The 24,794-nt window shown below is 60.1% G+C and carries 25 protein-coding genes; 16 read left to right on the top strand and 9 right to left on the bottom strand.

What is annotated here, in order from left to right:
- The first annotated feature begins 100 nt into the window (after positions 1 to 100).
- Positions 101 to 1,021 (top strand): ornithine carbamoyltransferase, encoded by a 921-nt coding sequence (gene argF / locus ACZ0AZ_RS03070; protein ID WP_039758373.1) that lies wholly within the window; start codon positions 101 to 103, stop codon positions 1,019 to 1,021.
- A complete protein-coding gene (locus tag ACZ0AZ_RS03075; protein WP_039758375.1) occupies positions 1,018 to 2,127 on the top strand; it encodes an ABC transporter ATP-binding protein in 1,110 nt (369 codons plus the stop codon). The genes argF and ACZ0AZ_RS03075 overlap by 4 nt, the downstream gene beginning before the upstream one ends.
- A 120-nt stretch (positions 2,128 to 2,247) precedes the next feature.
- Here the strand turns inward: ACZ0AZ_RS03075 and ACZ0AZ_RS03080 are convergent, their stop codons facing one another.
- Together ACZ0AZ_RS03080 and ybaK are read right to left on the bottom strand one after the other, a co-directional pair.
- Positions 2,248 to 3,030 (bottom strand): PhzF family phenazine biosynthesis protein, encoded by a 783-nt coding sequence (locus ACZ0AZ_RS03080; RefSeq protein WP_415761628.1) that lies wholly within the window; start codon positions 3,028 to 3,030, stop codon positions 2,248 to 2,250.
- 99 nt (positions 3,031 to 3,129) lie between these two features.
- Positions 3,130 to 3,600 carry a Cys-tRNA(Pro) deacylase gene (gene ybaK, locus ACZ0AZ_RS03085; protein WP_039758379.1) on the bottom strand — a complete coding sequence of 157 codons (471 nt, stop codon included), beginning with the start codon at positions 3,598 to 3,600 and terminating at the stop codon, positions 3,130 to 3,132.
- A gap of 350 nt (positions 3,601 to 3,950) precedes the next feature.
- On the opposite strand from ybaK, the gene ACZ0AZ_RS03090 reads away from it, so the two are divergent.
- From ACZ0AZ_RS03090 to glpD, 4 genes are all read left to right on the top strand, one after another.
- Positions 3,951 to 4,802 carry an MIP/aquaporin family protein gene (locus tag ACZ0AZ_RS03090; RefSeq protein ID WP_042607374.1) on the top strand — a complete coding sequence of 284 codons (852 nt, stop codon included), beginning with the start codon at positions 3,951 to 3,953 and terminating at the stop codon, positions 4,800 to 4,802.
- 77 nt (positions 4,803 to 4,879) lie between these two features.
- Entirely contained in the window at positions 4,880 to 6,382 is a 1,503-nt protein-coding gene (gene glpK, locus ACZ0AZ_RS03095; RefSeq protein ID WP_024014162.1) for a glycerol kinase GlpK, read from the top strand.
- A gap of 95 nt (positions 6,383 to 6,477) precedes the next feature.
- The gene (locus tag ACZ0AZ_RS03100) at positions 6,478 to 7,233 is read left to right on the top strand and encodes a DeoR/GlpR family transcriptional regulator (RefSeq protein ID WP_007953179.1); all 756 of its coding nucleotides are present in this window, start codon (positions 6,478 to 6,480) and stop codon (positions 7,231 to 7,233) included.
- A 292-nt stretch (positions 7,234 to 7,525) separates the two neighbouring features.
- Positions 7,526 to 9,061, top strand: coding sequence for a glycerol-3-phosphate dehydrogenase (gene glpD / locus ACZ0AZ_RS03105; protein WP_463538689.1), 1,536 nt, complete (start codon positions 7,526 to 7,528; stop codon positions 9,059 to 9,061).
- A 77-nt stretch (positions 9,062 to 9,138) separates the two neighbouring features.
- On the opposite strand, the gene ACZ0AZ_RS03110 is transcribed toward glpD, so the two are convergent.
- Complete coding sequence (locus ACZ0AZ_RS03110) at positions 9,139 to 10,026, bottom strand: LysR family transcriptional regulator (protein ID WP_463538824.1); 888 nt, start codon at positions 10,024 to 10,026, stop codon at positions 9,139 to 9,141.
- Positions 10,027 to 10,131: 105 nt separating this feature from the next.
- Between ACZ0AZ_RS03110 and ACZ0AZ_RS03115 the strand changes: the two genes are divergently transcribed.
- The 9 genes from ACZ0AZ_RS03115 to ACZ0AZ_RS03155 all read left to right on the top strand — a co-directional run bounded on the left by ACZ0AZ_RS03115 (position 10,132) and on the right by ACZ0AZ_RS03155 (position 19,153).
- Positions 10,132 to 11,484, top strand: a complete 1,353-nt coding sequence (locus ACZ0AZ_RS03115; RefSeq protein WP_463538690.1) for an MFS transporter — start codon at positions 10,132 to 10,134, stop codon at positions 11,482 to 11,484.
- Positions 11,481 to 11,891 (top strand): hypothetical protein, encoded by a 411-nt coding sequence (locus tag ACZ0AZ_RS03120; protein WP_039758389.1) that lies wholly within the window; start codon positions 11,481 to 11,483, stop codon positions 11,889 to 11,891. The genes ACZ0AZ_RS03115 and ACZ0AZ_RS03120 overlap by 4 nt, the downstream gene beginning before the upstream one ends.
- Positions 11,892 to 12,163: 272 nt before the next feature.
- The gene (locus ACZ0AZ_RS03125) at positions 12,164 to 13,090 is read left to right on the top strand and encodes a glutamate/aspartate ABC transporter substrate-binding protein (RefSeq protein WP_039758392.1); all 927 of its coding nucleotides are present in this window, start codon (positions 12,164 to 12,166) and stop codon (positions 13,088 to 13,090) included.
- 192 nt (positions 13,091 to 13,282) lie between these two features.
- Positions 13,283 to 14,029, top strand: coding sequence for an amino acid ABC transporter permease (locus ACZ0AZ_RS03130; RefSeq protein ID WP_039758393.1), 747 nt, complete (start codon positions 13,283 to 13,285; stop codon positions 14,027 to 14,029).
- Entirely contained in the window at positions 14,029 to 14,700 is a 672-nt protein-coding gene (locus tag ACZ0AZ_RS03135) for an amino acid ABC transporter permease (RefSeq protein WP_039758394.1), read from the top strand. Before ACZ0AZ_RS03130 ends, ACZ0AZ_RS03135 begins: the two co-directional genes overlap by 1 nt.
- A complete protein-coding gene (locus ACZ0AZ_RS03140) occupies positions 14,697 to 15,431 on the top strand; it encodes an amino acid ABC transporter ATP-binding protein (RefSeq protein ID WP_007916729.1) in 735 nt (244 codons plus the stop codon). Before ACZ0AZ_RS03135 ends, ACZ0AZ_RS03140 begins: the two co-directional genes overlap by 4 nt.
- 160 nt (positions 15,432 to 15,591) lie before the next feature.
- The gene (gene aauS, locus ACZ0AZ_RS03145; protein ID WP_039758395.1) at positions 15,592 to 17,493 is read left to right on the top strand and encodes a two-component sensor histidine kinase AauS; all 1,902 of its coding nucleotides are present in this window, start codon (positions 15,592 to 15,594) and stop codon (positions 17,491 to 17,493) included.
- On the top strand, positions 17,490 to 18,815 hold the full coding sequence (gene aauR, locus ACZ0AZ_RS03150; RefSeq protein WP_039758396.1) for a two-component response regulator AauR: 1,326 nt from the start codon (positions 17,490 to 17,492) through the stop codon (positions 18,813 to 18,815). Before aauS ends, aauR begins: the two co-directional genes overlap by 4 nt.
- Positions 18,815 to 19,153 (top strand): GlpM family protein, encoded by a 339-nt coding sequence (locus ACZ0AZ_RS03155; protein WP_463538692.1) that lies wholly within the window; start codon positions 18,815 to 18,817, stop codon positions 19,151 to 19,153. The genes aauR and ACZ0AZ_RS03155 overlap by 1 nt, the downstream gene beginning before the upstream one ends.
- Before the next feature lie 18 nt (positions 19,154 to 19,171).
- On the opposite strand, the gene ACZ0AZ_RS03160 is transcribed toward ACZ0AZ_RS03155, so the two are convergent.
- The 3 genes from ACZ0AZ_RS03160 to ACZ0AZ_RS03170 form a co-directional block, all read right to left on the bottom strand.
- On the bottom strand, positions 19,172 to 20,080 hold the full coding sequence (locus ACZ0AZ_RS03160; RefSeq protein WP_463538693.1) for a hypothetical protein: 909 nt from the start codon (positions 20,078 to 20,080) through the stop codon (positions 19,172 to 19,174).
- The gene (locus tag ACZ0AZ_RS03165) at positions 20,077 to 20,772 is read right to left on the bottom strand and encodes a hypothetical protein (protein ID WP_039758400.1); all 696 of its coding nucleotides are present in this window, start codon (positions 20,770 to 20,772) and stop codon (positions 20,077 to 20,079) included. The genes ACZ0AZ_RS03160 and ACZ0AZ_RS03165 overlap by 4 nt, the downstream gene beginning before the upstream one ends.
- 105 nt (positions 20,773 to 20,877) lie before the next feature.
- On the bottom strand, positions 20,878 to 21,912 hold the full coding sequence (locus ACZ0AZ_RS03170) for an alpha/beta fold hydrolase (protein ID WP_463538694.1): 1,035 nt from the start codon (positions 21,910 to 21,912) through the stop codon (positions 20,878 to 20,880).
- A gap of 218 nt (positions 21,913 to 22,130) precedes the next feature.
- On the opposite strand from ACZ0AZ_RS03170, the gene metR reads away from it, so the two are divergent.
- A complete protein-coding gene (gene metR / locus ACZ0AZ_RS03175; RefSeq protein WP_310406208.1) occupies positions 22,131 to 23,048 on the top strand; it encodes a transcriptional regulator MetR in 918 nt (305 codons plus the stop codon).
- A 129-nt stretch (positions 23,049 to 23,177) separates the two neighbouring features.
- Here the strand turns inward: metR and ACZ0AZ_RS03180 are convergent, their stop codons facing one another.
- Genes ACZ0AZ_RS03180 through ACZ0AZ_RS03190 form a run of 3 tightly spaced genes read right to left on the bottom strand, consistent with a single transcriptional unit; the run spans position 23,178 to position 24,749 of the window.
- A complete protein-coding gene (locus ACZ0AZ_RS03180) occupies positions 23,178 to 23,675 on the bottom strand; it encodes a GNAT family N-acetyltransferase (protein WP_129997580.1) in 498 nt (165 codons plus the stop codon).
- 1 nt (position 23,676) lies between these two features.
- Positions 23,677 to 24,315 carry a LysE family translocator gene (locus ACZ0AZ_RS03185; RefSeq protein ID WP_129997581.1) on the bottom strand — a complete coding sequence of 213 codons (639 nt, stop codon included), beginning with the start codon at positions 24,313 to 24,315 and terminating at the stop codon, positions 23,677 to 23,679.
- A gap of 23 nt (positions 24,316 to 24,338) precedes the next feature.
- Positions 24,339 to 24,749: an NUDIX hydrolase gene (locus tag ACZ0AZ_RS03190; RefSeq protein ID WP_039758409.1), complete on the bottom strand. Its 411-nt coding sequence runs from the start codon at positions 24,747 to 24,749 to the stop codon at positions 24,339 to 24,341.
- Positions 24,750 to 24,794 lie beyond the last annotated feature (45 nt).

Below are 24,794 nucleotides of genomic sequence, written 5' to 3' on the forward strand. Positions count from 1 at the left end.
TATTTCGTCGCCCCGTGCGGCTTACGCCGCAGGTCTCGCCCGTTGTTCCGTTAAACAAGGCTTTGAGCATCTGCGGTCTGTAGCAAAAAGGTAGTCAATGATGAGCGCAAGGCACTTTCTCTCCCTGATGGATTGCACGCCCGAAGAGCTGGTCAGCGTGATCCGTCGAGGCGTTGAGCTCAAGGACCTGCGTAACCGCGGCGTACTGTTCGAGCCATTGAAAAACCGCGTGCTGGGGATGATCTTCGAGAAATCCTCGACCCGTACCCGGATCTCTTTCGAGGCCGGCATGATCCAGCTCGGCGGCCAGGCGATCTTCCTGTCCCCGCGCGACACGCAACTGGGCCGTGGCGAGCCGATCAGCGACTGCGCCATCGTCATGTCGAGCATGCTCGATGCGGTGATGATCCGCACCTTCGCCCACAGCACCCTCACCGAATTCGCCGCCAACTCACGCGTGCCGGTGATCAACGGCCTGTCCGATGATCTGCACCCGTGCCAGTTGCTCGCCGACATGCAGACCTTTCTTGAACACCGTGGCTCGATCCAGGGCAAGACCGTGGCCTGGATCGGCGACGGCAACAACATGTGCAACAGCTATATAGAAGCGGCGATTCAGTTCGACTTCCAGCTGCGCGTGGCCTGCCCGGAAGGTTACGAGCCGAATCCCGAGTTTGTCGCCAGAGCTGGCGATCGCGTGACCATCGTCCGCGATCCGCAGGATGCCGTGCGTGGCGCGCATCTGGTCAGCACCGACGTCTGGACTTCGATGGGCCAGGAAGAGGAAACTGCCAAGCGCCTCAAGCTGTTCGCGCCGTTCCAGGTCAATCGTGCCCTGCTCGACCTCGCTGCCGAGGACGTGCTGTTCATGCACTGCCTGCCGGCGCACCGTGGCGAAGAAATCAGTCTCGACCTGCTCGATGACCCGCGCTCCGTCGCCTGGGATCAGGCAGAAAACCGTCTCCACGCACAGAAGGCCCTGCTCGAGTTCCTCGTCGAACCGGCATATCACCACGCATGAGCCATGAATTACTGCTGAACCTGCGCAACCTCGCTTGCGGCTATCAAGATCAACGCGTGGTGCAGAACCTCAATCTGCACCTCAATGCCGGCGACATCGGCTGCCTGCTCGGCTCGTCGGGCTGCGGCAAGACCACCACCCTGCGCGCCATCGCCGGTTTCGAACCGGTGCACGAAGGCGAAATCACCCTCGGTGGCGAAACCCTCTCCAGCGCCGGTTTCACCCTGGCGCCGGAGAAACGCCGGATCGGCATGGTGTTCCAGGACTACGCGCTGTTCCCGCACCTGAGCGTGGCCGACAACATCGCCTTCGGCATCCGCAAGCACCCGAACAAGGCGCGCGTGGTCGAGGAACTGCTGGAACTGGTCAACCTGAAAAACCTCGGCAAGCGCTTCCCCCACGAGTTGTCCGGTGGTCAGCAACAGCGCGTCGCCCTCGCTCGTGCCCTGGCGCCGGAGCCGCAACTGCTGTTGCTCGACGAGCCGTTCTCCAACCTCGATGGCGAGCTGCGCCGCAAGCTCAGCCATGAGGTGCGCGACATCCTCAAGGCCCGTGGCACCAGTGCAATTCTGGTCACCCACGATCAGGAAGAAGCTTTCGCCGTCAGCGATCACGTTGGTGTGTTCAAGGAAGGTCGGCTGGAACAGTGGGACACGCCCTATAACCTCTATCACGAACCGGCGACGCCGTATGTCGCCAGCTTCATCGGTCAGGGTTACTTCATTCGCGGCCAGCTCGTCAGTCCGGAGTCGGTGCAGACTGAGTTGGGTGAACTGCGCGGTAATCGCGCCTATACCTGGCCGATTGGCGGTGCGGTGGATGTGCTGCTGCGTCCGGATGACATTGTTTACGCGCCGGACAGCGCATTGCAGGCGCAGATTGTCGGCAAGACATTCCTCGGCGCGGCGACCTTGTATCGCCTGCAACTGCCGACTGGCGCGCAGCTGGAATCGATCTTCCCCAGCCATGCCGATCATCTGGTCGGCGCGCAGGTCGGGATTCGCGTAGCGGCGGATCACCTGGTGTTGTTCCAGGCATCCGGCAGCACTGCGGCACAGATTCCGGCGGTGGAAAACGGCGTCCGTCGATTCAGCACCAGCCTCTGATCCGCACTGGATAAAAATTGTGGGAGCGAGCCTGCTCGCGAATGCGGTGTTTCAGTCGCCGAAGATGTTGACTGAAAGAGCGCTTTCGCGAGCAGGCTCGCTCCCACAGTTGGTATTGCCTCAGCCTAAAAACAGGGTGCCGCTGGCCACCAGCGTCGCATTGCCGCCAATCTTCACTCGCTCCCCTTCCAACCGACAGAACAACTCCCCGCCCCGCGCCGAGCGCTGGCACGCGGTCAGGTTCGATTTGCCCAGACGCTTGGCCCAGTACGGAATCAGGCTGCAATGGGTTGAACCGGTCACCGGGTCTTCATCGATGCCGATCGCCGGGGCGAAATAGCGCGAGACGAAGTCATGCTGATTGCCACGCGCAGTGACAATCGCGCCCAGCCACGGCAGTTTCGCCAGCGCCGCCATGTCGGGTTTGCAGTCGAGTACGGCCTGTTCCGAATCCAGCACCACGAACAGCTCGTTGGAGCCGAGTACATCAACCGCCTCGACACCGAGCGCCCGCTCGACATCCAGCGTCACGCCGATTTCCGACGGCACGATGGTTGGAAAATCCAGCCACAACCGGTCGCCTTCACGGCTGACACTCAGCGGGCCGGACTTGCAGGTGAAGTCGATACGCTCGGCACTTTCCTTATGGATTTCGAACAGTACGAACGCGCTGGCCAACGTCGCATGCCCGCACAGCGGCACTTCAGTGGTCGGGGTGAACCAGCGGATATGCCAGGCCTGGCCTTCGCGCACCAGAAACGCGGTTTCCGCCAGGTTGTGCTCGGCGGCGATTTTCTGCATCAAGTCATCGGCCAGCCAGCTGTCGAGCCGATAGACCATCGCCGGATTGCCACTGAACGGCCGATCACTGAACGCGTCGACCTGATGAAACGCAAGCTGCATGATTTTCTCCCTGAATTGGTCAACCGAGCATGCATTGGCGGGCCGGATCAGTGCCAGTGACAGAATCTGATTTTTTTCTTCATACAGCCGATTTTGAAACTACGCGCGGCCGATATCGGCAAACTTCGCTTGAGTGTGCTCTGCCAGCACCGCCGGTGCCAATTCCACTTCCAGTCCTCGCCGTCCGGCACTTACATAAATAGTGGCGAACCCCTGAGCGGAATTGTCGATGAAGGTGCGCAGGCGTTTCTTCTGCCCGAGCGGGCTGATGCCGCCCAACAAGTAACCGGTTGAACGTTGCGCGGCAGCCGGGTCGGCCATTTCGGCTTTCTTCACTCCGGCGGCATGGGCCAGCCCTTTGAGGTCGAGCGTTCCGACGACCGGCACCACGGCCACCAGCAGTTCGCCTTTTTCACTGGCGGCCAGCAAGGTTTTGAACACCTGCGCCGGTTCAAGCCCAAGCTTCTCCGCTGCCTCCAGCCCGTAGGACGCGGCCTTCGGATCATGTTCGTAACTGTGCACGCGATGTTCGGCACGAACTTTTTTCAACAAGTCCAACGCTGGGGTCATGGCAGCTCCGGGTTCGGCAATCTTTGAAAAAGCTGCGGCCGATTCTAGGTCATCGTTGGGCAAAAGGCTCTATTCCAAGCCGCAAATCCCGTGGCTTTGCGCTGTATTCAAGCTGATCGCCGCGCTGATCATTCACACGGCGAATAGTTTTATTGTGACCGACGGTTCACTTTCGACCTTTGACAGGTTTGTTTCTTGTCTATATTTTTTCGAATCTGAATAATGTAAGAATCATGCTCCGCGCAGTACCCAGCAGTAACCCGGGAACCGAATGGGGATTCCGACCCGGTGAAGATCGCGCCCTGCTCCGTTGGCAAGGCGCTACACAAGAAAAAGAACCGAGGTTTTCAATGACAGCTGCTTTACCGCAACCATCGCTTTCCGGCCAATGCATGGCCGAATTCCTGGGCACTGCCCTTTTGATCTTCTTCGGCACCGGTTGTGTCGCCGCGCTCAAAGTCGCGGGCGCCAGCTTCGGCCTGTGGGAAATCAGCATCATCTGGGGCGTCGGCGTGAGCATGGCGATCTACCTCACCGCCGGGGTTTCCGGCGCGCACCTGAACCCGGCCGTGAGCATCGCTCTGGCAATCTTCGCTGACTTCGAAAAGCGCAAATTGCCGTTCTACATCCTTGCGCAGATCGCCGGCGCCTTCTGCGGCGCGTTGCTGGTCTACACGCTCTACAGCAATCTGTTCTTCGATTACGAACAAACCCACCAGATGGTTCGCGGCTCGGCTGCCAGCCTCGAACTGGCGTCGGTGTTCTCGACCTACCCGAACCCGGTGCTGTCGACGGCCCAGGCATTTCTGGTCGAGATGATCATCACCGCGATCCTGATGGGCGTGATCATGGCCCTGACCGATGACAACAACGGTCTGCCACGCGGCCCGATGGCGCCGCTGCTGATTGGTCTGCTTATTGCCGTGATCGGCAGTGCGATGGGTCCGCTGACCGGTTTCGCGATGAACCCGGCGCGTGACTTCGGTCCGAAACTGATGACTTTCTTTACCGGTTGGGGTGAAATTTCCTTCACTGGCGGTCGAGATATTCCGTATTTCCTGATTCCGATTTTTGCACCGATTGTCGGTGCCTGCCTCGGCGCTGCCGGGTATCGCGGGCTTATCGCCCGTCACCTGACCGGCGCCACACCTGCTACAAAGGATGCAGAACCGGCCATTGACGGCAAACCAAGAACTTCTTGAAACAGTCGGCGCCGGCTCCTGCCCATCCGAGCCGGCGCCACGGCCCACTCTCCCTTATTTCGTCCAAGGCAATCGACATGACCGACATTCAGAACAAGAACTACATCATTGCCCTTGATCAGGGTACGACCAGCTCCCGCGCGATCATTTTCGACCGCGATGCGAACGTGGTCTGCACCGCGCAGCGCGAATTCGTTCAGCACTACCCGCAGGCCGGTTGGGTCGAGCACGACCCGATGGAAATCTTCGCCACCCAGAGCGCGGTGATGGTTGAAGCGCTGGCCCAGGCCGGCCTGCATCATGACCAAGTGGCCGCGATCGGTATCACCAACCAGCGTGAAACCACCGTGGTCTGGGACAAGACCACCGGCCGGCCGGTATACAACGCGATCGTCTGGCAGTGCCGCCGCAGCACCGAGATCTGCCAGCAGCTCAAACGCGATGGCCACGAAGACTACATCCGCGACACCACCGGCCTGGTCACCGACCCGTACTTCTCCGGGACCAAACTGAAGTGGATCCTCGACAACGTTGAAGGCAGCCGCGAGCGTGCGCGCAACGGCGAGCTGCTGTTCGGCACCGTCGATAGCTGGCTGATCTGGAAATTCACCGGCGGCAAGGTGCACGTCACCGACTACACCAACGCCTCGCGCACCATGCTTTTCAATATCCATTCGCTGGAATGGGATTCGAAGATGCTGGAGATCCTCGACATCCCGCGCGAGATGCTCCCGGAAGTCAAAGCCTCCTCGGAAATCTACGGTCGCACCAAGAGCGGCATCGCCATCGGCGGCATCGCCGGCGACCAGCAAGCGGCGCTGTTCGGCCAGATGTGCGTCGAGCCGGGTCAGGCAAAAAACACCTACGGCACTGGCTGCTTCCTGCTGATGAACACCGGCGACAAAGCGGTGAAATCCCAGCACGGCATGCTCACCACGATCGCCTGCGGCCCACGCGGCGAAGTTGCCTATGCACTCGAAGGTGCGGTATTCAACGGCGGCTCTACCGTGCAATGGCTGCGCGATGAACTGAAAATCGTCAACGACGCCCACGACACCGAATACTTCGCCAACAAGGTCAAGGACAGCAACGGCGTGTACCTGGTGCCGGCGTTCACCGGCCTCGGCGCACCGTACTGGGACCCGTATGCCCGTGGCGCGCTGTTCGGCCTGACGCGCGGCGTGCGCGTCGATCACATCATCCGCGCCGCGCTGGAATCGATCGCCTACCAGACCCGCGACGTGCTTGACGCCATGCAGCAGGACTCCGGCGAACGCCTCAAGGCTCTGCGTGTGGACGGCGGTGCGGTGGCGAACAACTTCCTCATGCAATTCCAGGCCGACATCCTCGGCACCCAGGTCGAGCGCCCGCAAATGCGCGAAACCACTGCACTGGGCGCGGCTTATCTGGCCGGTCTGGCTTGCGGCTTCTGGGGTAGCCTGGAAGAACTGCGCGGCAAAGCTGTGATCGAGCGCGAGTTCGAACCGAGCCTTGACGAAACCGAGAAAGAGAAGCTCTACAAAGGCTGGAAAAAAGCCGTCAGCCGCACCCGTGACTGGGCGCGTGAGGACGCTGAATAAGTCAGGCTGAGGACTGACTAGAGCTGGAAACTGGTCGGGAGGGGATTCCTGCGGCATCATGGGCAAATTTTGCACGGCAGCCCAAAGGAAGCCCCATGAATCTGCCTCCCCGTCAGCAGCAAATCCTCGAACTGGTCCGCGAACGCGGCTATGTGAGCATCGAGGAAATGGCCACGCTGTTCGTTGTCACTCCGCAAACCATCCGCCGTGACATCAATCAGCTCGCGGAAGCCAATCTGCTGCGTCGCTACCACGGCGGCGCCGCTTACGATTCCAGTGTCGAAAACACCGCGTATGCGATGCGCGCCGATCAGATGCGCGACGAAAAGCAACGCATCGGCGAAGCCATCGCCGCGCAGATCCCCGATCACGCCTCGCTGTTCATCAATATCGGTACCACCACCGAATCGATCGCTCGCGCCCTGCTCAATCACAGCCACTTGAAAATCATCACCAACAACCTGCACGTCGCCTCGATGCTCAGCGCCAAGGATGATTTCGATGTGCTGCTGACCGGCGGTAACGTGCGCCGTGACGGCGGTGTGGTGGGTCAGGCAAGTGTGGATTTCATCAATCAGTTCAAGGTCGATTTCGCGCTGGTAGGGATCAGCGGGATCGATGAGGACGGCAGCCTGCTCGACTTCGATTATCAGGAAGTTCGCGTTTCCCAAGCGATCATTGCCAACGCGCGGCAGGTGATTCTGGCGGCGGACTCAAGCAAGTTCGGGCGTAACGCGATGATTCGACTGGGGCCGATCAGCCTGATCGATTGCCTGGTCACCGATCAGCAGCCGGTACCGGCGCTGGCGCAGTTGCTGAGCCAGCACAAGATTCGTCTGGAAGTCGTCTGATCCCTCTCCCTCACTGACCGAACCGACGCCTTCGCGAGCAGGCTCGCTCCCACACTTGGAATGCATTGCAAAATGTGGGAGCGAGCCTGCTCGCGAAAACAATCGATCAAGCAACACATCTTCTGCGTCCTTGCGCGCATTCATGTTCGAAAATTTTCTTTTAATCGCCCTTCGATGAGTTTTTTCAATCGAACGCGACTGGCTGCGCGCGTGTTTATGGGCTACCATTTTCGCAAATGAACATTAATGTTCGATTTCCAAGACATAAAACCAAAAGAACCGAGGCCAGCCGATGTCCACCTCTACCTTGCGTACGCCCCCTATCTCCGAGATCTATGACGTTGCCGTGATTGGCGGCGGGATCAATGGCGTGGGGATCGCAGCGGATGCCGCCGGTCGCGGTCTTTCGGTGTTCCTTTGCGAAAAAGATGACCTGGCCAGCCACACCTCGTCGGCCAGCAGCAAGCTGATCCACGGTGGCCTGCGCTATCTGGAACATTACGAATTCCGTCTGGTGCGTGAAGCACTGGCCGAGCGCGAAGTGCTGCTGGCCAAGGCGCCGCACATCGTCAAGCCGATGCGTTTCGTCCTGCCGCACCGCCCGCACCTGCGTCCAGCGTGGATGATTCGTGCCGGCCTGTTCCTTTACGACAACCTCGGCAAGCGCGAGAAGCTGCCAGGTTCGAAAAGCCTGAAGTTCGGCGCCGACAGCGCGCTGAAAAGCGAGATCAAGAAAGGCTTCGAATACTCCGACTGCTGGGTCGATGACGCCCGCCTTGTGGTGCTGAACGCCATGGCTGCCCGCGAAAAAGGCGCGCATGTGCACACCCAGACCCGTTGCGTCAGCGCACGTCGCACCAAAGGCCTGTGGCATCTGCATCTGGAGCGTGCCGACGGCAGCCTGTTTTCGATCACCGCCAAAGCACTGGTCAACGCCGCCGGCCCATGGGTGGCCAAGTTCATCCGTGACGACCTGAAGATGGAATCGCCGTACGGCATTCGCCTGATTCAGGGCAGCCACATCATCGTGCCGAAACTGTACGAAGGCGAGCACGCGCATATTCTGCAAAATGAAGATCAGCGCATCGTTTTCACCATTCCGTACCTGAACCACTTCACCCTGATCGGCACCACCGACCGCGAGTACACCGGTGACCCGGCGAAAGTGACGATCACCGAAGGCGAAACCGATTACGTGCTGAAAGTGGTCAACGCGCATTTCAAGAAGCAGCTGAGCCGTGAAGACATTATTCACAGCTACTCGGGCGTTCGGCCGCTGTGCAACGACGAATCCGACAACCCGTCTGCGGTCACCCGCGATTACACCCTGGCGCTGTCGGGCAGCGCCGAAGAAGCCCCACTGCTGTCGGTGTTCGGCGGCAAGCTGACCACTTACCGCAAGCTGGCCGAGTCGGCGATGGCGCAGTTGATGCCGTTCTTCACCCAGATGCGCCCGAGCTGGACCGCCACCGCTACCCTGCCCGGCGGTGAAGACATGACCACGCCAGAGGCGCTAAGCGCGCGGATCCGCGTCAAATTCGACTTCGTGCCGACTGAAATCGCCCGGCGCTGGGCCGTCACCTACGGCAGCCGCACCTGGCGCATGCTCGAAGGCGTGGAATCCCTGGCCGACATGGGTGAGCACATCGGCGGCGGGCTCTACACCCGCGAAGTCGACTACCTGTGCAGCGAAGAGTGGGCGACCACGGCGCACGATATTCTGTGGCGTCGCACCAAGCTTGGCCTGTTCACCACGGCGGAGGAGCAGCAGAAGCTCGCGACGTACCTGGGCAAGGTTGAGCTGAATCGGAAGATCGAGGCGGCTTGATCTCAACGTTCAAATGAAAGCCCCTGAATCGAGAGATTCAGGGGCTTTTTGTTGCGTCCAGTGAGGGGCTTTTGATTTCAACGCCCCAAATGTGCAAGCAGGAAATCGATAAACACCCGGGATTTGTGCGGCAGGTGCGGCGTATCAGGAAATACCAGACTGATCGGCTGCAAGGGCAGCGAGTATCCAGGCAATACGCGGACTAGACGCCCACTGACAATATCGGCCTCTATCATCCACGCTGGCAGCACCGACACGCCCATCGACGACAAGGTCATAGCACGAATCGCCGTCGAGGAGTTTGACTGGAAATGACCGGCGCCATTGATTTCGGCCGCCTCCCCCACACCATCGCGTAAAACCCACTGCGTCGGCGTTAGCAAATTGCTGTTGGCGATCCACGGCGCAGCACTGAGATCCAGCGGTGTTTTTACCGGATAGCGGGCCAGAAATCCTTCAGTGGCCACCAGTACGATTTCATAGTCCGCCAGCTTCCGGCTCTTGAAAGCCGAGTCCGCCAGGTTGCCCAGGCGAATCACCAGATCCAACCGTTCGGCGAGCAGATCATTCAGCGAAGAGTTGAAGTCGTAGCACAGGCGGATGTCCGGATAGCGCTCGGCGAACAGCGGAATCAGCGGCAGGATGAATCGCTCGCCGTATTCACTGGTGGAACTGATCCGCAACGTTCCCGATACGCGGTTCGTGCCGTGCATGACCCGGTCAAAAGCTGTGTCGATATCGGCCACGATGGCTTTGAATTCGTTGTAAAAGCTTTGCCCGGCCTCGGTAAGAACCACAGTACGACTGTTGCGCAACAACAGAGTCGTCGACAGCGCCGCTTCCAAGGCTTTGATGTGCAGACTGACCATGGCCCGGCTGAGGTTCAGATGGTTCGCAGCCTTGGTGAATGAACCCAGTTCGACGATCGCCAGAAACGTCTGCACCCGATTCAAGTGAGTGTGCAGAGCGCCCTGAATCACCGTTCAATCCCTTCAAACATTGTGTTCAGCCCCATTGCATCGACGCGCGGAGTCTATCGTCCCTATGCTCGACGACAAAGGAGAAACAGCATGAGTTACCGCTACAAAGTCGCGTCGGTGTTTCTGCTCGGCTTCTTCATCGACTGCATCAACATTTTCATGTCGGCCGTGGCTCTGCCCAGTCTGTCGGCAACCTTGCACGTCAGCAGCTTAGCGGTGGCGTGGGTCGGCAATGCTTACATTCTCGGTCTTACGCTGATCGTTCCTGTGAGCACCTGGCTGGCCGCACGCTTCGGCAGCCGGGAAATCCTTACGGCCTCGATGTTGCTGTTCGCAGCAGCGGTATGTCTGTGCGGCCAGGCCGACAGTTTCCATGAACTGGTGATCTGGCGCTTCGTCCAGGGCATCGGTGGCGGCTTGTTGATCCCGGTCGGTCAGGCGCTGACGTTCAATCTTTTTCATGGCGAGCAACGGGCGAAAATATCCACGCTGACAATGGCCGTCGCTCTGATCGCACCAGCGATCTCACCCACCGTCGGCGGGCTCATTGTCGACAGCAGTTCGTGGCGTTGGGTGTTTTACAGCAACATCCCGTTTTCGCTGATCGCCGCCGGGCTGTCCTGGTTATGGATCAGGGAAAGCAAACCCGCCGAGCTTCAGCGTCCGGACATCAAAGGCCTGCTGCTAATCAGCGCAGCACTCGCGAGCCTGTTGATGGGCATGTCGCTGTACGGTGGCGATTATCCTCCGCTGGCAGCGCTGGGTTTTCCCATGGCCGGCCTGATATTCGTCGCCTTTTATCTGCTGCACTACCGCCGTTGCACCAACGCAATCATCGAGTTGAGTTTGCTCAGAAGCAAAAGACTCAGCACCTCGATTTTCATTTATTACGCGATTCCCGGTGTGTTCACCGGGGTCAATCTGATGAGCATTTTCTTTCTGCAGAACACGCTGCACTTCAGCGCCCGGCTGACCGGAATGTTCATGATCCTCTACGCCACCGGGGCATTCATCGCGATGACTATTGGCGGCCGGGTCTACAACCGGGTCGGCGCCAAGCGCCTGTTTACCCTCGGCATGCTGTTGCACAGCGCCGGCATCGCCACGCTGGTGCTGGTCGATGTGCCAGGTGATCTGTGGCTCATCGTCAGCGCCTACAGCCTGATGGGCATCGGCGGCGGTATCGGGGCGAATACCGCGCAAACCACCTCACTGATGGACTTTGCTGGTGGCGATACACACAAGGCCAGTGTCATCTGGAACATCAATCGCCAAGTGTCCTTCAGCCTCGGCGCCGCACTGTTTCTGATGATTTTCAATGCACTGCTCGAGCCATTCGGCCCTCCGCATGCCTATCACGCAACTTTCGCTATTGCAGCGTTGGTCGGCCTGTTGCCGCTGTTGCTGATGAATCAACTGAACCCCGCAAAGGAATGTCCATGACGTACGACCCGATCGACCAAGCCGAACACAGCGTTCACCACGTCCACGAGCTGATCCTTCAGGTATTCACCAATGCCGACGGCAACGGTGCCGCGAGCATCGAGCCGTTAATGCAGGCATTCGCCGACAACTTCAGCATGATCGGCATTTCGGCGATTCCTTTGAATCGCTCCGAGGTCGAGCAACTGTTCAGGGAGGCGGTCGGCGCCAGGGCCGGACTGGAGATTGAAATCAGCGATCTGCATACGGTCTGGCAGCAGAACGAGACACTTGCCTTGAGCTACGTCGAAACCCATCGGTTGAACGGCACGGAACATCAACGCGTGTCGGTGGCGATCCTGCGCACACAGACAGATGGGGTGAAGTGGCTGTATTTGCACGAAACGCCCTTGAGTCGCGAAACCTGAAATAGCCCTCACAACGCGTTCGGTTTTCCGAACGAGACTCTATGGTCGATTCGGTAAACCGGATCAGCCGTCCACAAAAATACCATCACAAAAGTTTAATAACGTTATAAATCAATTAGTTAACCATCGACCCCTGCTCTGGCACGACTCATGCTCTACACTCTCTCGACGAATGCCTGCTGTGCCAACACTTCAGGAGCCGTCAGGCATTCGAAGCACAAAAAGGGCCGACAAACTGGCTCCATAAAAAAAACAATGTCGAGGAAAATTTGATGCGCATCGTTCCCCATATCCTGGGCGCAGCCATTGCTGCCGCTCTGATCAGCACGCCAGTTTTCGCCGCCGAACTCACCGGCACCCTGAAGAAAATCAACGATTCGGGCACCATCACGCTCGCTCACCGCGACAGCTCAATTCCGTTTTCCTACATTGCAGATGCTTCTGGCAAACCAGTGGGCTATTCCCACGACATTCAGGTGGCGATCGTTGAAGCGCTGAAAAAAGACCTGAACAAGCCAGACCTGCAGGTCAAGTACAACCTGGTGACCTCGCAAACCCGTATTCCGCTGATCCAGAACGGCACCGCGGATATCGAGTGTGGTTCCACCACCAACAACACCGAACGCGCCCAGCAGGTCGACTTCACCGTCAACATCTTCGAAATCGGCACCCGTCTGCTGGTCAAGAAAGACAAGGAAGGCAAGCCGTCCTATAACGACTTCGCCGACCTCAAAGGCAAGAACGTCGTGACCACCGCCGGCACCACGTCCGAGCGCATCATCAAAGCGATGAACGCCGACAAGCAGATGGGCATGAACATCATCTCCGCCAAAGACCACGGCGAATCCTTCAACATGCTCGAAAGCGGCCGCGCCGTGGCCTTCATGATGGACGACGCCCTGCTGGCCGGTGAAGAAGCCAAGGCCAAGAAGCCGACTGACTGGGTCATCACCGGCACGCCGCAGTCCTTCGAAGCCTATGCCTGCATGGTTCGCAAAGGCGACGCGCCGTTCAAGAAGGCGGTCGATGACGCCATTGTCGGCCTGTACAAGTCGGGCGAGATCAACAAGATCTACGCCAAGTGGTTCGAAAGCCCGATCCCGCCAAAAGGCCTGAACCTGAACTTCCCGATGAGCGACAAGGTGAAGGAGCTGATCGCCAATCCAAGCGACAAGCCGGCGCCTGACGTAAAAATCTGATTCCTGACTAACCTTATCGTCTGAGGGAGCGACCTCCCTCAGACGTCTGTTACTGCCTGCTGGCTTTGCTGTGGAACACTCGACCTGGCGGTTTTCGAGCCGATCGCGTGTGTCCGGCGTTCCGCGTCGGACGGGAAAGGAACTTCCCCAAGCGGGTGCTTGTACATCGATCGATTTCGAGGGGAGACCCTAATGAATTACAACTGGGACTGGGGCGTGTTCTTCAAGTCCACTGGCGTTGGCAGCGAGACTTATCTCGACTGGTACATCGCCGGCCTGGGCTGGACCATCGGCATCGCTGTCGTGGCGTGGATCATCGCTTTGCTGCTGGGCTCCATTCTGGGGGTCATGCGCACTGTGCCAAACCGCATCGTAGCCGGCATCGCAACCTGCTACGTGGAACTGTTTCGCAACGTGCCGCTGCTGGTTCAGCTGTTCATCTGGTACTTCCTGGTACCCGACCTGCTGCCGCAGAACCTGCAGGACTGGTACAAGCAAGACCTCAACCCGACCACCTCGGCATACCTGAGCGTCGTCGTGTGCCTGGGTCTGTTCACCGCTGCCCGTGTTTGCGAACAGGTGCGCACCGGTATCCAGGCGCTGCCACGCGGCCAGGAATCCGCTGCCCGCGCGATGGGTTTCAAGCTGCCGCAGATCTACTGGAACGTGCTGCTGCCGCAGGCGTACCGGATCATCATTCCGCCGCTCACCTCGGAATTCCTCAACGTCTTCAAGAACTCCTCCGTGGCGTCCCTGATCGGCTTGATGGAACTGCTGGCACAAACCAAACAGACCGCCGAGTTCTCGGCCAACCTGTTTGAAGCCTTCACCTTGGCCACGCTGATCTACTTCACCCTGAACATGAGCCTGATGTTGCTGATGCGCATGGTCGAGAAGAAAGTCGCGGTGCCCGGCCTGATCTCCGTGGGGGGTAAATAATGGACTTCGATTTCAGCGGCATCATCCCCGCGATCCCGGGCCTGTGGAACGGCATGGTCATGACCTTGCAGTTGATGGTCATGGGCGTGATCGGCGGCATCGTGCTCGGCACGATCCTGGCGCTGATGCGCCTGTCGTCAAGCAAACTGCTGTCGAACATTGCCGGCGCGTACGTCAACTATTTCCGTTCGATCCCGCTGCTGCTGGTGATCACCTGGTTCTACCTCGCGGTGCCGTTCGTGTTGCGCTGGATCACCGGCGAAGACACGCCGATCGGTGCATTCACCTCGTGCGTCGTGGCCTTCATGATGTTCGAAGCGGCGTATTTCTGTGAAATCGTCCGGGCCGGCGTGCAGTCGATTCCCAAAGGCCAGATGGCCGCCGCGCAAGCGATGGGCATGACCTACGGCCAGACCATGCGTCTGATCATCCTGCCCCAGGCGTTCCGCAAGATGACGCCGTTGCTGCTGCAACAGAGCATCATCCTGTTCCAGGACACTTCGCTGGTCTACACCGTGGGCCTGGTCGACTTCCTCAACTCCGCGCGCTCGAACGGCGACATTATCGGCCGTTCCAACGAGTTCCTGATCTTCGCCGGTGTCGTCTACTTCATCATCAGCTTTTCCGCCTCGCTGCTGGTCAAGCGTCTGCAAAAAAGGTTCGCCGTATGATCTCTATCAAGAACATCAACAAGTGGTATGGGGACTTCCAGGTGCTGACTGATTGCAGCACCGAGGTCAAGAAAGGCGAAGTGATCGTGGTCTGCGGCCCGTCGGGCTCGGGCAAGTCGACGCTGATCAAGTGCGTCAACGCGCTGGAGCCGTTCCAGAAAGGCGACATTGTCGTCGACGGCACCTCGATTGCCGACCCGAAGACCAACCTGCCGAAACTGCGCTCGCGCGTCGGCATGGTGTTCCAGCACTTCGAACTGTTCCCGCACCTGACCATCACCGAAAACCTGACCATCGCGCAGATCAAGGTGTTGGGCCGCAGCAAGGAAGAGGCGACCAAAAAAGGTCTGCAACTGCTGGAGCGCGTCGGCCTCTCGGCACACGCTCACAAGCATCCGGGGCAATTGTCCGGCGGTCAGCAACAGCGTGTGGCGATTGCCCGTGCGCTGGCGATGGACCCGATCGTCATGCTGTTCGACGAACCGACCTCGGCGCTCGACCCGGAAATGGTCAACGAAGTGCTCGACGTGATGGTGCAACTGGCCCACGAAGGCATGACCATGATGTGCGTGACCCACGAAATGGGCTTCGCCCGCAAAGTGGCAGACCGGGTGATCTTCATGGACGCCGGCAAGATCATCGAAGACTGCCCGAAAGAGGAATTCTTCGGCGACATCAGCGCCCGCTCCGAACGCGCGCAGCACTTCCTTGAGAAAATCCTGCAGCACTAAAAAACCGCTCCTCAACTGTGGGAGCGGGCTTGCTCGCGAAGAGGCCGGCACTTTCAACCTCATCATCGACTGATGCACCGCTTTCGCGAGCAAGCCCGCTCCCACACTGGATCAATGCTGATCCTGAGATTTGTGTTGTGGTTGACCCAAGGCATCTGTGATGAAATGCGACCCCACTCTTTATCGCGCTGCAAAGCCATCACTTGCCGTGAAGCCCCGTCTGATCCGTCATCTGTTCCTGCCGCCGCTGATCATCGCCCTGATGGTCGGACTGGGTTTCATCGGCTTCTGGACCAGTGAACACTTCGGCATCCGCAGCCTCGGCGAGAACGGCCAGCGTCAGCTGGAACTGCACGCCCGCGCGGTCGAAAGCGAAATCAGCAAATACACCTACCTGCCCAGCCTGCTGGAACTCGAAACGAGTGTGCCGCAGCTGCTGGCCGATCCGACCCCGGAGCACCGGCAGACGGTCAACGATTACCTTGAAGGCCTGAACCGCCGCAGCCGCAGCCGGGCCATCTACGTGATGGACACCACCGGGCGGGTCATGGCCACCAGCAACTGGCGCGATGTCGACAGTTATCTGGGTGAAGACCTGTCCTTCCGCGCCTATTTCCAGGACGCCGTGCGCGGCCAGCCCGGACGCTTTTACGGCATCGGCAGCACCAATGGCGAACCCGGTTACTACCTCGCCCACGGCCTCGAAGAGCACGGCAAGATCATCGGTGTCGCGGTGGTGAAAGTGCGTCTGGAAGCCATGGAAGAACGTTGGCAGCGGGCGCGTCTGGAAGCGTTCGTCAGCGATGAGAACGGCATCATCATTCTCTCCAGCGATCCGGCCAGGCGGCTGAAATCGGTGATTCCGCTCAGCGACGAGGTCAAGGAAAAACTTGCCCGCAGCCTGCAGTACTACTGGTTCCCGCTCAACGAACTGCAACCGCTGGCCCGTGAGACCCTGGCCGAGGGCGTGGAGAAACTGACCTTCCCGGCCAACAGCGAATTGCAGCCCGACGAAGACGACATCAGTTATCTGGCGCAAACCCGGCTCCTGAGCGACACGCCGTGGAATTTCACCCTGCTCACACCATTGCAGGACCTGCGCCGCGAAGCGATCAACCAAGGCATTCTGGTGGCCGTGGCGTTTGCCCTGTTCGCCTTCCTGCTGATCGCCTGGAATGAACGGCGCAAAGTCCTCGCCACCCGCCTCGCCGCCCGCGAAGCGTTGCAGGAAGCCAACAGCCAACTGGAGCGTCGGATTACCGAACGCACCGCCGATTTGCGCGCCAGCAACGAACGGTTGAAGAGTCAGATCCGCGAGCGCCGCCAGGCCGAGGAGACCTTGCGCCGCGCCCAGGACGAACTGGTACAGGCCGGCAAACTCGCCGCCATCGGCCAGATGTCGACCAGCATCGCCCACGAATTGAACCAGCCGCTGGCGGCCATGCGCACGCTGTCGGGCAACACCGTGCGTTTTCTCGAGCGCGGCCAGCTTGACGTCGCCAGCACCAATCTCAAAACCATCAATGATCTGATCGACCGCATGGGCCGGATCACCGCCAGCCTGCGTTCGTTTGCCCGACGTGGCGATAACAAGGGCCAGGCCAGTCTCGGCAAAGCCGTCGACGCCGCCTTGCAAGTGCTCGGCGCGCGCGTGGAAAATGCCGCGCTGCAGATCCACCGGCAGTTTGCCGATGTGCAGTTGCTGATCGACCAGACCCGTCTCGAACAGATCCTCGTCAACCTGATCGGCAACGCACTCGACGCCATGCACGCGCAACCGCAGCCGCAACTGTGGCTGGAGGGTGAAGAATTCAACGGCAAGTATCGCTTGCGGGTGCGCGACAATGGCCACGGCATTGACGCCGAAGCGCGCAAGCATCTGTTCGAACCGTTCTTCACCACCAAACCCGGCGAGCAAGGCCTGGGCCTGGGCCTGACCCTGTCCGCCAGCCTCGCCGCGGCCACCGGCGGCCATCTGGGTGTCGAACACCCGGCCGGCGGTGGCACCACTTTTGTCCTCAGTTTACCGTTGGTAAGCCCTCTTTCTGCCGAGCCAATATGAACCCTGAACTCAGTGTGCTGATTGTCGAAGACGACCCCCATGTGCTGCTCGGCTGCCAACAGGCGCTGACTCTCGAAGACATCCCCTGCATCGGTGTCGGCAGTGCCGAAGAAGCGCTGGCGCAGGTTGGCGACAACTTTGCCGGCATCGTCATCAGCGACATCCGCCTGCCGGGCATCGATGGCCTGGAATTGCTCACCCGCCTCAAGCAGCGCGATCGCAGCCTGCCGGTGGTGCTGATCACCGGCCACGGCGATATCTCCATGGCCGTCGGCGCGATGCAGAAAGGCGCCTACGATTTCATGGAAAAACCGTTCTCGCCGGAGCGTCTGGTGGACGTCGCGCGGCGTGCGCTGGAGCAACGCAGCCTCGCCCGCGAAGTGTCATCGTTGCGTCGGCAACTGGCTGAACGCGATTCCCTTGAAGGGCGGATCATCGGTCGCTCGCCGGCGATGCAGAACCTGCGCGAACTGATTGCCAACGTCGCCGACACGTCGGCCAACGTCTTGATCGAAGGCGAGACCGGCACCGGCAAGGAACTGGTCGCCCGCTGTCTGCACGATTTCAGTCGGCGCCACAGCAAACAGTTCGTCGCGCTGAACTGCGGCGGCCTGCCGGAAAATCTGTTTGAAAGTGAAATCTTCGGCCACGAAGCCAACGCCTTCACCGGCGCCGGCAAACGGCGGATCGGCAAGATCGAACACGCCGACGGCGGCACGCTGTTCCTCGACGAAGTGGAAAGCATGCCGCTGCCGTTGCAGATCAAATTGCTGCGCGTGTTGCAGGAACGCACCCTCGAACGACTCGGCTCGAACCAGAGCGTGGCAGTGGATTGCCGGGTGATCGCGGCGACCAAATCCGACCTTGACGAAGCGAGCAAGTCCGGCGAGTTTCGCAGCGACTTGTACTACCGCCTCAACGTCGTGACCCTGGAATTGCCACCGCTGCGCGAACGCCGCGAAGACATCCTGCAACTGTTCGAACACTTCACCCAGCAGTCGGCGCTGCGCTTTGATCGCGCACTGCCGGAGCTGGACAACCAGACCCTGTCCAACCTGATGAGCCACGACTGGCCAGGCAACGTGCGCGAACTGCGCAACGTCGCCGAACGCTTCGCCCTTGGCCTGCCGGCCTTCAAAAAGTCGGGGGCCAGCGCTGGCCAGGGTCTGGCGTTTGCCGAAGCGGTAGAAGCCTTCGAGCGCAACTTGCTGGTCGACGCCTTGCAACGCAGCGGCGGCAACCTGACCCAGGCCAGCCAGGAACTGGGCATGGCCAAGACCACGCTGTTCGACAAAGTCAAAAAGTACGGGTTGAGCCACTGATGGATCTGCTTCTCAAAGCCGCTATCGGCGCTGCAGTGGTGCTGATCCTCGCGGTGCTGTCGAAGACCAGAAACTATTACATCGCCGGCTTGGTGCCGCTGTTTCCGACCTTTGCCCTGATGGCGCATTACATCGTCGGCAAGGGCCGCTCGGTCGATGACCTGAAGACTACGATCGTGTTCGGCATGTGGTCGATCATTCCTTACTTCGTGTATCTGGCGACGTTGTACGTGATGGTCGACCGCATGCGCCTGGAAGCGTCACTGGCGGTGGCGGCGGTGGCCTGGTTGATAGCGGCGACGGTGCTGGTCAGCGTGTGGGTCCGGCTGCATGCCTGAACCCACGGGCATCAACCTCTAGCGGCCGTAGACCTTGGCCAGTTGCGCGGACGACAAGGCGTCCTCGAACGGCACCGGCACTGACTTCACCGCACCGTAGAGATTGCGGTAGCGCCAGTAGCTGCCGTTCTGCGCCAGTTGATAACCGCGTTCGACCACGCGCTGGCCGTCGAGCACGTAACGCAGGGTTTCCTGCGCGGCGGGCGGCGGGGTCGGTTGCATCAGGTCGGCGCTCAACACGCGGATGGATTCGTCAATGCATTCATCCAGCACAGCGGTGACCTGGGCCAGGTCGAGGCCGCCGTCATCAATGCATTGCTTGCCGCAGCGACGAATCGGCTGACTGGCCACTTCGATGCGCATGCGGTAAAGCGGCGAGCCGGCGATATCCTGTAATTGCACCTGATTGACCAGCACGAAACTGCCGCGATCAGGCGTCAGCATCAGCTTCGGTTCGATCAGCAACCGTGCCGTGACCGCACCTGTCCCCTGCTTGAATCCGGACACCTGCGACGCCGCCTGAAAACGCTGTTGCAAGCGCTCCTGCAACGGCACGCCAGCGAGCAGGTCGGCAAGCGGCCGCGATTCGTTCAGCGCGGCTTTTTCGGCATCGCGCTGCAACGTACCGGAGCCCATCTGCGTATTGATCAGGCTGGCCACCAGCACGCCCGCCAGCCCGGCGCCTGCGCCAGAGCTGGAGACCAGTGTGTGGCTGGAATTCGCCGCGTTCAGCGCCGCCTTGCTGTCGATCACCGTGCTGGCGCCGACAAACTCCGCCGGCAGTTGCACGTCCACCTTCAGCCCGTGCGCCTGCACATAGCTCATGGCGGCCTGATCCTTGAAACCGGCCTCGGGTGCCGGTTTCTGCGCACAGCCAGGCAACGCCAGCAGCGAGATCGCCGCGATGGTCAGCGCCAGACGTTTCATTGCGCGAACGGGGCGATCATTTGCTGACGGCTGTTATCCATCGCTTGATAGAACGCGTTGGACAGGTTGGTGTAGGACGGCTCGTCCCATTCACCCTGCGCGGCCTGAACTGCAGCGAATGGCTGGTACCACAGGAGTTTGTTGTCCGACAGATCGATCACCATGCCCTGGCCGCCAACCTGGGCCATCGGCACGCTGGTGGGCACGATGCTGTAGTAGCTGCGCGTGGCACCGGTGGCATAAATCGACACCAGCAACAGGCGATCGATGCCGTGGGCGACCTTCATCGGCGTCATGTCCTTGGTCATGTAGCCCTCGCGGAAATCGACTTCCTTGAAGGTCTTCAGATCGACCTTCTCATCGATGCGCTTGGCCTTGTAGCCCTTGGCCTGCAACTTGGCGACGATGGCGTCGGGCAAGGTTTCCAGGTCACGTACCTGCCAGGTCTCGACGTTGGCGCTGAGCTTGCTGTTGACGCCGGCATTGATGGCGTAATCGAGGATGCCCTGATTGCCGGTCAGTGCCAGCACAGGCGACGGTACGACGGTAATGGCTACACCGATGGTCGGCTCTTTGGCGTCCCAGAATTGTTTGTCCAGCGGCACCGGCGGTTGCACATGGGCACAGCCGGTGAGGGTCAGTACGGCGAGCAGGGCCAGTGCGGCCCATTGACGTGTAGCGCGAAAAATCATGGATCAAGTCCCTATGTCTGAAAACGTTCCTGCGCCTTATCGGCAACAACGCGGCAAACAATAGTGGCACATTGATATTTTTTTGGCGACAGGATGCTGGCGCTCTTACAGCAAATTGTTCCGCACGGCTGGATCAACCTGCGCCCAATGCGAAGTGTCCTCGCGATGCGCCTGCAAATACGGGAGCACCGCCGCCAGCAACGGCTCCTTGAACGCTTCCTGAAAGCGATGCGCCAGTCCCGGAATCAGTTTCAACTGACTGCCCTGAATGTGCGCCGCCAGATGTACGCCGTGCATCACCGGCAACAACGGATCAGCCGTGCCATGCACCACCAGCGTCGGTACGCGCAGTTGATTGAGCAAAGCCACGCGACTGGGTTCGGCAAGGATCGCCATGATCTGGCGCTTGACGCCTTCGGGGTTGAACGCGCGATCGTAGGACGCCGCCGCCTGTTGCAGCAAGACCTGACGATCATCGGTCACCGCCGGGCTGCCCAGTGCCGCGAGCAGATCGGCCTGTTGCTCCAGCGCCACTTCGCGGTTCGGCGCGCCACGGCGCGAGAGCAATTGCACCAAGGCCGCACTTGGTGCCGGCAGGCCTTCAGCACCGGAAGTGGTCATGATCAACGTCAGGCTTTCCACCCGCTGCGGCGCCATCGCCGCCATGTGCTGGGCGATCATCCCGCCCATGCTCGCGCCGAGCACGTGGAATTGCTCAACCTTCAGCGCCGTCATCAAACCCAGCGCATCGTCGGCCATGTCAGTCAGGCTGTACGGTGCCGAAACCGGCAGACCGAGCTTGTAACGCAGCACTTCGAAAGTCAGATTGGCTTCGACCGGCGCATGCCGCCAGGTCGACAGGCCGACGTCGCGGTTGTCATAGCGGATCACCCGGAAACCCTGCTGGCACAGCGCGACCACCACTTCGTCCGGCCAGTGAATCAACTGCCCACCCAGGCCCATGACCAGCAACAGCGCCGGATCCGACGCGCGGCCGATACTCTGATAGGCAAGACTGACCTGCGCAAGCTCGGCGTGCTCGGTCGGCACGTTGACATCACAGCGCCCGGCTGCCCACGAGCCGGCACCTAACAAAAGCGCGGCCAACGCGGCCGCGACTGAAAACAATCTCTTGAACATGAAAAACACCAAAACGCAGCACCCCAGTAGAGCGCGAGTCTGATGAAGTTCGTGCGAGCGCGCTGCCACACTTCGATGACAGTTTGATGAAGAGTGCCGAGCGGTCGGCTGTGGACTGTCCTGCCCCGACCTGGACCGACAGATCGACAAAGCTCGCCTCATGAGACAGACTCACCTTCCACGCATTCGTCACAAGTTTTGTTCATGGAGCCACGCCGGTGCTTGAAATCCGTCACCTGAAAACCCTGCATGCCCTGCGCGAGGCCGATAGCCTGGTCGATGCCGCTGACCGCCTGCATCTGACGCAATCCGCTCTGTCGCATCAATTCAAGGAGCTGGAAGAACGCATGGGCATGCAGTTGTTCGTGCGCAAGACCAAACCGGTGCGTTTCACCAGTGCCGGTTTGCGCCTGCTGCAACTGGCCGACGCCACCCTGCCGCTGTTGCGCGCCGCTGAACGGGACATCGGTCGTCTGGCCGGTGGCACCGCCGGGCGTCTGCACATGGCGATCGAATGCCACAGCTGCTTCCAGTGGTTGATGCCGACCATTGACCAGTTCCGCGATGCCTGGCCGGAAGTCGAGCTGGACCTGGCTTCGGGTTTCGCTTTCGCCCCGCTGCCAGCACTGGCCCGTGGTGATCTGGATCTGGTGGTGACTTCCGATCCGCTGGACATCGCCGGCATCACTTACGTGCCGCTGTTCACTTACGAAGCCATGCTCGCGGTGGCCAACCAGCATGCACTGGCGAGCAAGCCGTATATCGTTCCTGAAGACTTGTTGACGGAAACGCTGATCACCTACCCGGTAGAGCGCGATCGCCTGGACATTTTTACCCGCTTTCTCGAGCCCGCGGACATTGAACCGGCGCAGGTGCGCACTTCCGAGCTGACGGTGATGATGATGCAGTTGGTCGCCAGCGGCCGTGGCGTCTGCGGCATGCCGCACTGGGCGTTGCATGAGTACAGCTCGCGCGGCTATGTGAAGGGCAAACGGCTGGGGGAGAAAGGCTTGTTCGCGACGCTGTATGCGGCAATTCGCACCGACATGCTCGATGCGCCGTACATGCGCGATTTCCTCCTGACGGCGAAGGACACATCGTTCTCGACACTGGATGGTGTCAGCGCCGTTCGCTGATCTCCTGTGCAGGAGATCACCCTGTGGGAGCGAGCCTGCTCGCGAAAGCGGTGGATGATTCAGCGATGATGTCGGCTGGACGGACGCCTTCGCGAGCAGGCTCGCTCCCACAAGGATTGTCGTGGTGGGTCAGAGCTGGCGCCACATGTGGATCTTGTCGAAGTAGTCTTCGCCCACTCGCACGGCGAGTGGTTCGAGGCCGTACTGAATGAAGCCGCAACGCTGATACAGCTGAAATGCTGCGTCGTTGCCGGCGGTGACAGTGAGCTGGACAAGCCTCAGCGCAGGATGCTTTTGCGCTTCAACCAAGGCCGCCTGCACCAGATCAAAGCCCAGCCCCTGCCGACGAAAATCCGCCGAGACATACATACCGAACAGCGTCGCCTTGTGTCGCGCTTTCTCGCGCGGCTCGAAAGCCACGCCGACGATCCCGGCCAATGTCCCGGCTTCGAATGCCCCCAACACCGCATCGAACTTGCTGGTCAGCCGCGCTTCCCACCAGCTCAACGGCATCACCGCGCGTTCGCGCACGCTGGAGGTGAACGCCTGCGGATGCCGGTCGTAGGCTTCGAGCATCAGCTCGCGGTAAGCCAGGGCATGGCTGGCATCCAGCCGTTCGATCCACATGTCAGGCGGTCCGCCGCTGTTCGAGCATCAACCGCACTGCGAGGCCGCCGAGGACCAGGCCCATGAAATACCGTTGCAGCGCCAGCCAGGTCGGGTTGCGCACAAACCACGAGGCGATGCCTGCGGCGAACAGCGCGATCAACAGATTGACGCTGAAACTGACGCTGATCTGCGTCAGGCCGAGAATGATGCTCTGGGTGAAAACCGAGCCATGTTCCGGGCTGATGAATTGCGGAAAAACCGACAGATAGAACACGGCGATTTTCGGGTTCAGCGCACTGGTGAGAAAGCCCATGGTGATCAGTTTGCGCGACGAGTCCGGCGGCAATTGCTGAGCTTCGAACGGCGAACGTGCGCCGGGTTTCAGCGCTTGCCAGGCCAGCCACAGCAGGTACAACGCGCCGGCCCATTTCAACACTTCATAAGCCATCGGCACGGCGAGAAACACCGCCGTCAGACCGGCCGCTGCCGCGAACATATGCACGAAGAACCCGCCGACCACGCCAAGCAACGAAGTCACCCCCGCGCGACGTCCCTGACAGATCGACCGCGAGATCAGGTAGATCATGTTCGGCCCCGGCGTCAGCACCATCAGCAACGCGGCGGCAGCAAAGATCAGCAGGTCTTGCAACGGGATCATGGCGAAGTCCTTTGCGGGAATGATCAGGCGAGTGCAGTCAGTGAACGGCGATAAAACGGCAGGATGTGCTCGCGTGTCAATGGCGCCAGCTCGAGCGCCGGGTCAGTGGCCGGATCGACCCAGATGACCTCTTCGATTTCCGCCGCCGGGCAGACGTCAGTGTCGATGGTCAGTTGAAAGATTTCCGCATGGACGATGAAGCCTGGCTCGTTGGCGGCGGGGGCGGAAAAGCAGTTGAGGAAAATCGCCTGCGCCGGGTCGATCTCCAGCCCGAGTTCTTCTTCCAGCTCACGGACCAACGCGTGCACTGGCAACTCGTGGGCTTCGATCTTGCCGCCCGGTTGCATGAAGGCGGTGGTGCCGCGCTTGCGCACCAGCAGGGTCTGGCCCTGAGCGTTGAGCAGCAGCGCAGCGGCGATATGAATGGTCGACATAAAGGAATCCCTTGGCGCAAAAGCGCCAAGGATCCCATGCCCGTC

This window comes from Pseudomonas sp. AC239, from assembly GCF_979258545.1.

Bases quoted from the DNA above. Each gene is read 5' to 3' on its own strand.
- argF (WP_039758373.1), top strand. From the start codon at position 101: ATGAGCGCAAGGCACTTTCTCTCCCTGATGGATTGCACGCCCGAAGAG.
- ACZ0AZ_RS03075 (WP_039758375.1), top strand. From the start codon at position 1,018: ATGAGCCATGAATTACTGCTGAACCTGCGCAACCTCGCTTGCGGCTAT.
- ACZ0AZ_RS03080 (WP_415761628.1), bottom strand. From the start codon at position 3,030: ATGCAGCTTGCGTTTCATCAGGTCGACGCGTTCAGTGATCGGCCGTTC.
- ybaK (WP_039758379.1), bottom strand. From the start codon at position 3,600: ATGACCCCAGCGTTGGACTTGTTGAAAAAAGTTCGTGCCGAACATCGC.
- ACZ0AZ_RS03090 (WP_042607374.1), top strand. From the start codon at position 3,951: ATGACAGCTGCTTTACCGCAACCATCGCTTTCCGGCCAATGCATGGCC.
- glpK (WP_024014162.1), top strand. From the start codon at position 4,880: ATGACCGACATTCAGAACAAGAACTACATCATTGCCCTTGATCAGGGT.
- ACZ0AZ_RS03100 (WP_007953179.1), top strand. From the start codon at position 6,478: ATGAATCTGCCTCCCCGTCAGCAGCAAATCCTCGAACTGGTCCGCGAA.
- glpD (WP_463538689.1), top strand. From the start codon at position 7,526: ATGTCCACCTCTACCTTGCGTACGCCCCCTATCTCCGAGATCTATGAC.
- ACZ0AZ_RS03115 (WP_463538690.1), top strand. From the start codon at position 10,132: ATGAGTTACCGCTACAAAGTCGCGTCGGTGTTTCTGCTCGGCTTCTTC.
- ACZ0AZ_RS03120 (WP_039758389.1), top strand. From the start codon at position 11,481: ATGACGTACGACCCGATCGACCAAGCCGAACACAGCGTTCACCACGTC.
- ACZ0AZ_RS03125 (WP_039758392.1), top strand. From the start codon at position 12,164: ATGCGCATCGTTCCCCATATCCTGGGCGCAGCCATTGCTGCCGCTCTG.
- ACZ0AZ_RS03130 (WP_039758393.1), top strand. From the start codon at position 13,283: ATGAATTACAACTGGGACTGGGGCGTGTTCTTCAAGTCCACTGGCGTT.
- ACZ0AZ_RS03135 (WP_039758394.1), top strand. From the start codon at position 14,029: ATGGACTTCGATTTCAGCGGCATCATCCCCGCGATCCCGGGCCTGTGG.
- ACZ0AZ_RS03140 (WP_007916729.1), top strand. From the start codon at position 14,697: ATGATCTCTATCAAGAACATCAACAAGTGGTATGGGGACTTCCAGGTG.
- aauS (WP_039758395.1), top strand. From the start codon at position 15,592: ATGAAATGCGACCCCACTCTTTATCGCGCTGCAAAGCCATCACTTGCC.
- aauR (WP_039758396.1), top strand. From the start codon at position 17,490: ATGAACCCTGAACTCAGTGTGCTGATTGTCGAAGACGACCCCCATGTG.
- ACZ0AZ_RS03155 (WP_463538692.1), top strand. From the start codon at position 18,815: ATGGATCTGCTTCTCAAAGCCGCTATCGGCGCTGCAGTGGTGCTGATC.
- ACZ0AZ_RS03160 (WP_463538693.1), bottom strand. From the start codon at position 20,080: ATGAAACGTCTGGCGCTGACCATCGCGGCGATCTCGCTGCTGGCGTTG.
- ACZ0AZ_RS03165 (WP_039758400.1), bottom strand. From the start codon at position 20,772: ATGATTTTTCGCGCTACACGTCAATGGGCCGCACTGGCCCTGCTCGCC.
- ACZ0AZ_RS03170 (WP_463538694.1), bottom strand. From the start codon at position 21,912: ATGTTCAAGAGATTGTTTTCAGTCGCGGCCGCGTTGGCCGCGCTTTTG.
- ACZ0AZ_RS03180 (WP_129997580.1), bottom strand. From the start codon at position 23,675: ATGTGGATCGAACGGCTGGATGCCAGCCATGCCCTGGCTTACCGCGAG.
- ACZ0AZ_RS03185 (WP_129997581.1), bottom strand. From the start codon at position 24,315: ATGATCCCGTTGCAAGACCTGCTGATCTTTGCTGCCGCCGCGTTGCTG.
- ACZ0AZ_RS03190 (WP_039758409.1), bottom strand. From the start codon at position 24,749: ATGTCGACCATTCATATCGCCGCTGCGCTGCTGCTCAACGCTCAGGGC.